Annotated in this window: 4 protein-coding genes and 1 riboswitch; of the genes, 1 reads left to right on the forward strand and 3 read right to left on the reverse strand. The window is 74.7% G+C overall.

Features of this window, described 5'->3' with window-relative positions; translation table 11 throughout:
- Nucleotides 1–84: 84 nt before the first annotated feature.
- The 3 genes from thiD to thiM all read right to left on the reverse strand — a co-directional run bounded on the left by thiD (nucleotide 85) and on the right by thiM (nucleotide 3,046).
- On the reverse strand, nucleotides 85–1,560 hold the full coding sequence (thiD, locus tag ACLBXX_RS20570) for a bifunctional hydroxymethylpyrimidine kinase/phosphomethylpyrimidine kinase (RefSeq protein ID WP_447659536.1): 1,476 nt from the start codon (nucleotides 1,558–1,560) through the stop codon (nucleotides 85–87).
- The gene (gene thiE, locus ACLBXX_RS20575; RefSeq protein WP_447659537.1) at nucleotides 1,557–2,231 is read right to left on the reverse strand and encodes a thiamine phosphate synthase; all 675 of its coding nucleotides are present in this window, start codon (nucleotides 2,229–2,231) and stop codon (nucleotides 1,557–1,559) included. The genes thiD and thiE overlap by 4 nt, the downstream gene beginning before the upstream one ends.
- On the reverse strand, nucleotides 2,228–3,046 hold the full coding sequence (gene thiM, locus ACLBXX_RS20580; RefSeq protein ID WP_447659538.1) for a hydroxyethylthiazole kinase: 819 nt from the start codon (nucleotides 3,044–3,046) through the stop codon (nucleotides 2,228–2,230). Before thiM ends, thiE begins: the two co-directional genes overlap by 4 nt.
- A riboswitch (TPP riboswitch) is annotated at nucleotides 3,037–3,131 on the reverse strand. It overlaps the preceding gene by 10 nt.
- A gap of 132 nt (nucleotides 3,132–3,263) precedes the next feature.
- Here thiM and ACLBXX_RS20585 point away from each other — a divergent pair.
- The coding region (locus tag ACLBXX_RS20585; RefSeq protein ID WP_447659539.1) for a DNA polymerase III subunit gamma and tau at nucleotides 3,264–5,171 on the forward strand (1,908 nt) is incomplete at its 3' end.

Below are 5,171 nucleotides of genomic sequence, written 5' to 3' on the forward strand. Positions count from 1 at the left end.
CGTCGGAGATCCGGCGGAAGACGGACGATCCTGGTGGATCCGTCCTGCTTCCGCCGGATCTCCGTCTTTCGCGGCCGATCCCGGTCAGGCGCGGGCGAAGAATTCCCGCTCGTGCTCCATCGAGCGCGCGAACGCCGCGTCCATGCGCGCCCGCTCGATCGGGCCGGCCTCGAGCGCCGCCGCATCGGCGATCTCGGTCGCGCGGGCGGTCGCCGCGGTGAAGGCGGGGTCGCCGTACATCGCGAGCCAGTCGTCGTACGGGTGCTCGTCGTGCCGCCGCGTGGCGAGACGGACACCGAGATCGGTGTAGAGCCAGAAGCAGGGGAGGAGCGCCGCGACGAGCTCGGCATACGAGCGGGCCGACGCATGGAGGTGGTTCGTGTACGCGAGCGTCTGCGGCGCCGGGGCTGCGGCCGTCGCGCCGAGGTGGGACTCGTGCAGCCGGCGCTCCTCGACGATGGAGGACTCCGCCGCACGCGCCCAGAACGCCTGCTCCTCCGACGTCGGCGCGAGCGCGCTCGCCTTCGCCAGTACCCGGGAGTACTCGCCGAGGTAGAGCGCGTCCTGCGCGAGGTATCGCAGGAACGTCTCGCGCGGCAGGGTGCCGTCGCCGAGCCCGCGCACGAAGTCGAGGCCGTCGACCTCCGCGCGCTCTGGTGCGGCGGCCTCCCACACGCGTGCCGACCATGAAGGGACGGCAGAGGATGCTGCGCCCCGTAGTTCGTGGAAGTGGTCGATCGGGCCGTTGCCCTCGCCCACCCGCAGCGCGTCGGCGTGGGCGAGCGCCCCGGTCAGCCACGTCTTCGCGCGCTGAAGCGCCTCGGGCCAGGACGCGCCGCCCGCCCGGAGCGTCGCCATCGCGGACGAGAGCGAGCAGCCGGTGCCGTGGGTGTGACGCGTCTGGACGCGAGCGCCGCCGACTTCGTGCACGGCGCCGTCGGCCGCCACGATGGCATCCGGGCAGTCGGCACCGTCGAGGTGCCCGCCCTTCAGCAGCACCGTCGTGCCGGTGTCGCGGGCGAGGGTCTGCGCGTCGGCGACGGCCTCCGCCCACGAGGTCGCGCGGGCGCGACGGGTGAGCACCGCGAGCTCCGCGAGGTTCGGCGTCACGAGATCGACGTCGCGGGCGAGCTCACGCAGCGCCTCCTCGGCCGCGGGGTCGAGCAGACGGTCGCCGCTCGTCGCCACCATCACCGGGTCGAGCACCACGATCGGCGGGCGCACGCGTCCGAGCCACTGCCGGACGGTGCCGATGATCTCCGCCGACTGCAGCATGCCGATCTTGACCGCGTCGATCTCGACGTCGTCCGACACGGCATCCAGCTGCGCGGCGAGGAACGTCGTCGGCGGCACGTGCACGGCGCGCACGCCGCGGGTGTTCTGCGCCACGAGCGCGGTGACCACGGCCATGCCATAGCCGCCGAGCGCGCCGATCGACTTGAGGTCCGCCTGCACGCCGGCGCCGCCGGTCGGGTCGGTGCCGGCGATGCTGAGCACCCGTGGGATCGCCGCCGCGCGAACCGGCGTCGGTGCGGGCGCGGCGAACGCCGTGTCGGTCAACGCGCGACCCCCTCGAGCGAGGGCGCATCGGCCGCATCCCGGAGCGCACGGGCCGCCGCCGCCGGGTCGTCCGCGCCGCAGATCGCCGACACGACCGCGATGCCCGCGGCCCCGGCGTCGCGGAGCGCCGCGACATCCGACTCCACGACCCCGCCGATCGCGACGCACGGCAGGTCGGTGCCCGCGGCGAACGCGGCGAAGCCCTCGACGCCGAGAGCCGGCGGGTGGTCGGGCTTCGTCGACGTCGGCCGGATGACGCCGACGCCGAGGTAGTCGATCGTGCCGTGGCGGGGGAGATGTGCGGCGGCCCGGTGCTCCGCGGAGTTCGCGGTCCATCCGATCACCGCGTGCGACCCGAGCAGCCGGCGCGCGGTTTCGGGCGGGAGGTCGCTCTGTCCGAGGTGGACTCCGTCGACGCGGGCTCCGGTATCCCGCGCCGCCACGGCCACGTCGACGCGGTCGTTGATGAGGAGCAGGCAGCGGCGGTCGACGACGTCCGACAGCGCTCGCGCCTGACGCAGCAGTTCGCGGGCGGTCACCGACTTCGCCCGCAATTGCACGACGTCGACGCCCGCGCCCGCCGCCGCGTCGACTACCTCGAGCAGCCGGTCGAACGGCAGACGGTCGTCGGTCACGAGGTGCAGCGCGAGACGTGCGCCGAGCCCGCTCATCGGGTCGCCAGCACGTCGGCGACGCGCGCGTCGAGCTCGGCCGGCGCTGCGGCGACGGCGTCGAGCGCGTCGAGGAACGCCACGGCGAACGTGCCCGGCCCCTCCGCGCGGGCCGCGGCCCGTTCCGACGCGGCCGCGTAGAGGACGGATGCCGCCACCGCCGCTTCGAACGGAGCGCAGACGCCGACGAGCGCGGCCATCACCGCGCCGAGCGAACAGCCGCCGCCGGTGACCCGCGTGAGCAGCGCGTCCCCGCCGCCGATGCGGACCACTCGCTCGCCGTCGGTCACGAGGTCGACCGGTCCCGACACGGCCACCACGCCGCCGGTGCGCAGCGCGAGCGACCGCGCGGCGCCGGCCGCAGCATCCGTCCCGTCCGTCGCATCGACTCCGCGACCGCCGCCGCCCTCGCCGGCCACGGCGAGGATCTCGGAGGCGTTGCCGCGGACGATGGCGGGACGGTGCTCGAGCAGTTCGGCGGCGAGAGCGGTGCGCACGGGCAGCACGCCGACCGCGACCGGGTCGAGCACCCACGGGGTGCCGGCCCGCACCGCTTCGCGGGCGGCCTCGCGCTGCTCGGCCGTAGGGGTGCCCAGGTTCACCAGCACGCCGTCGGCGACGCTGGCGAAGAGTCCGGCCTCGCCCGGGATGTCGCACATGGCGGGGGCGGCGCCCACCGCCAGGAGTGCGTTCGCCGTGTAGTTCGTCACCACCGCATTGGTGATGCACTGCACCAGGGGCGAGGTCTCCCGCAGCGCCGTCAGCGCGGCGGCGGGGGAGAGGGCGGACAGGTGTGCTTCGGTGCGCGCGTTCATCGCGACATCCCTTCGCTCGCATGATCGAGATCAGGTTCGACGGGTGTGTTCTCAGCCCGCCGTGCGGGCACCCCGTGTCACTGCCGAGCAATCTAGCAGGGGATCTCGACGGCCGATCGCCGTGTGTCCTCGGCGCGCGCCGTGCGCGTCCGGTCCCGGTTCGCCGAGCCTGTCGAGTCGCGGTCGCGATGTCGGCCCCACGCCGTAGGCTGGGGGAGTGACCACCGCCCTCTACCGCCGCTACCGGCCCGAGTCGTTCGGCGAGATGATCGGGCAGTCGCAGGTCACCGAGCCGCTCATGACCGCGCTGCGCGGCGACCGGGTCGGTCATGCGTATCTCTTCTCAGGCCCCCGCGGGTGCGGAAAGACCACGTCGGCGCGCATTCTCGCCCGCTGCCTCAACTGCGCGCAGGGTCCGACTGACACGCCGTGCGGCACGTGCGACAGCTGCGTCGAGCTCGGCCGTGGCGGCGGTGGTTCGCTCGATGTCGTCGAGATCGACGCGGCCAGCCACAACGGTGTCGACGACGCCCGCGACCTGCGCGAGCGCGCGGTGTTCGCGCCGGCCCGCGACCGCTTCAAGATCTTCATCCTCGACGAGGCGCACATGGTCACCCCGCAGGGCTTCAACGCCCTGCTCAAGCTCGTCGAAGAGCCGCCCGACCACGTGAAGTTCATCTTCGCGACGACCGAGCCCGAGAAGGTCATCGGCACCATCCGGTCGCGCACCCACCACTACCCGTTCCGCCTCGTGCCCCCGGCCGCGATGCTCGAGTACGTCGAGCAGCTGTGCGCCCAGGAGGGCGTGAACGTCGAGCAGGGCGTCCTGCCGCTCGTCGTGCGCGCGGGCGGTGGATCGCCCCGAGACACCCTGTCGCTGCTCGACCAGCTGATCGCCGGCTCGGAAGACGCCAAGGTCACCTACGCCCGCGCGGTCGCGCTGCTGGGTTACACCCACGCCGAACTGCTCGACGAGGTGATCGACGCCTTCGCCGCCTCCGACGCGGCGGCTGCCTTCGCCGCGGTCGACCGCGTGGTGCAGACCGGACAGGACCCGCGCCGATTCGTCGACGATCTGCTCGAGCGCCTGCGCGACCTCATCGTCGTGTCCGCGGCCGGCCAGGGCGCCGCCGCCGTGCTGCGGGGCGTCTCGGCCGAAGACCTCGCGCGCATGCAGCGCCAGGCTGACGCCTTCGGTCCGTCGCGGCTGTCGCACATCGCCGACCTCGTCATCGCGACGCTCGACGACATGACCGGCGCCACCTCGCCGCGCCTGCAGCTCGAGCTGATGGTCGCCCGCGTGCTGGCGCGCGGCGCCGGCGCCGCTCCCGTCGCCGCGCCGGCGATGGCCGCTGCACCGGCCCCCGCGACGACAGCTCCCGCGCCGCCCGCGCCCGCGCCCGCAGCTTCTGCACCTGCAGCTCCCGCGCCTGCAGCCGCAGCGCCCGCGCCTTCAGCCTCTGCCGCCGCGCCCGCAGCGGCTGCGCCGCCGGCTCCGGCCGCGCAGCCTGCCGAGGCTGCGCCCGTGGCGACCCCTCCCGTCCCCGCCGGCCCGGTCACGCTCGACCGCCTCCAGCAGGCGTGGCCGCAGGTTCTCGCGCAGCTCGAGAACGTGAGCCGCTCGTCGTGGATGCTCGCTTCGGGTGCCCGCACCGTGGCGCTCGACGACGACGTGCTGACCCTGGCGTTCTCGAGCCAGAGCGATGTCGCGAAGTTCAAGCAGCTCGCCGCGGGCAAGGGCCCCAGCGAAGACCTGCGTCAGGCGATTCTGGCCGTTCTCGGCATCCGCGTGAAGTACATCGCCCGTCACGACGCTGCCGGTGGGTCCGGCGGTTCCGCTGGCACGGGTGGCCCGGCGGCGCCGGCGCCCTCGGGTCCCGGTCGCGAGGCTCCGCGTCAGGCTGCCGCACCTGAGGCACCGGCGGCCCGCACCGCCGCTGCCCCGCCGAGCGGGTCACGGCCCGCTCAGGCTGCGGCACCGCGTGCGTCGGCACCTGCCGCGCCCGCATCGGCACCGGCTGCGCCGCGTGCGACGGCTCCCGCCGCGCCGCGACCGACCGCGCCGGCTGCGGCGCCGGCGTCGGGTGGCCCCGGCCCCCCCCGGGGCCGCGGGGCCCTCCCCGTC

The organism is Microbacterium sp. C23T, assembly GCF_053345975.1.

What these genes read in the sequence shown, in the direction of transcription:
- thiM (WP_447659538.1), bottom strand. Translation starts at nt 3,046, where the DNA reads ATGAACGCGCGCACCGAAGCACACCTGTCCGCCCTCTCCCCCGCCGCC.
- thiE (WP_447659537.1), bottom strand. Translation starts at nt 2,231, where the DNA reads ATGAGCGGGCTCGGCGCACGTCTCGCGCTGCACCTCGTGACCGACGAC.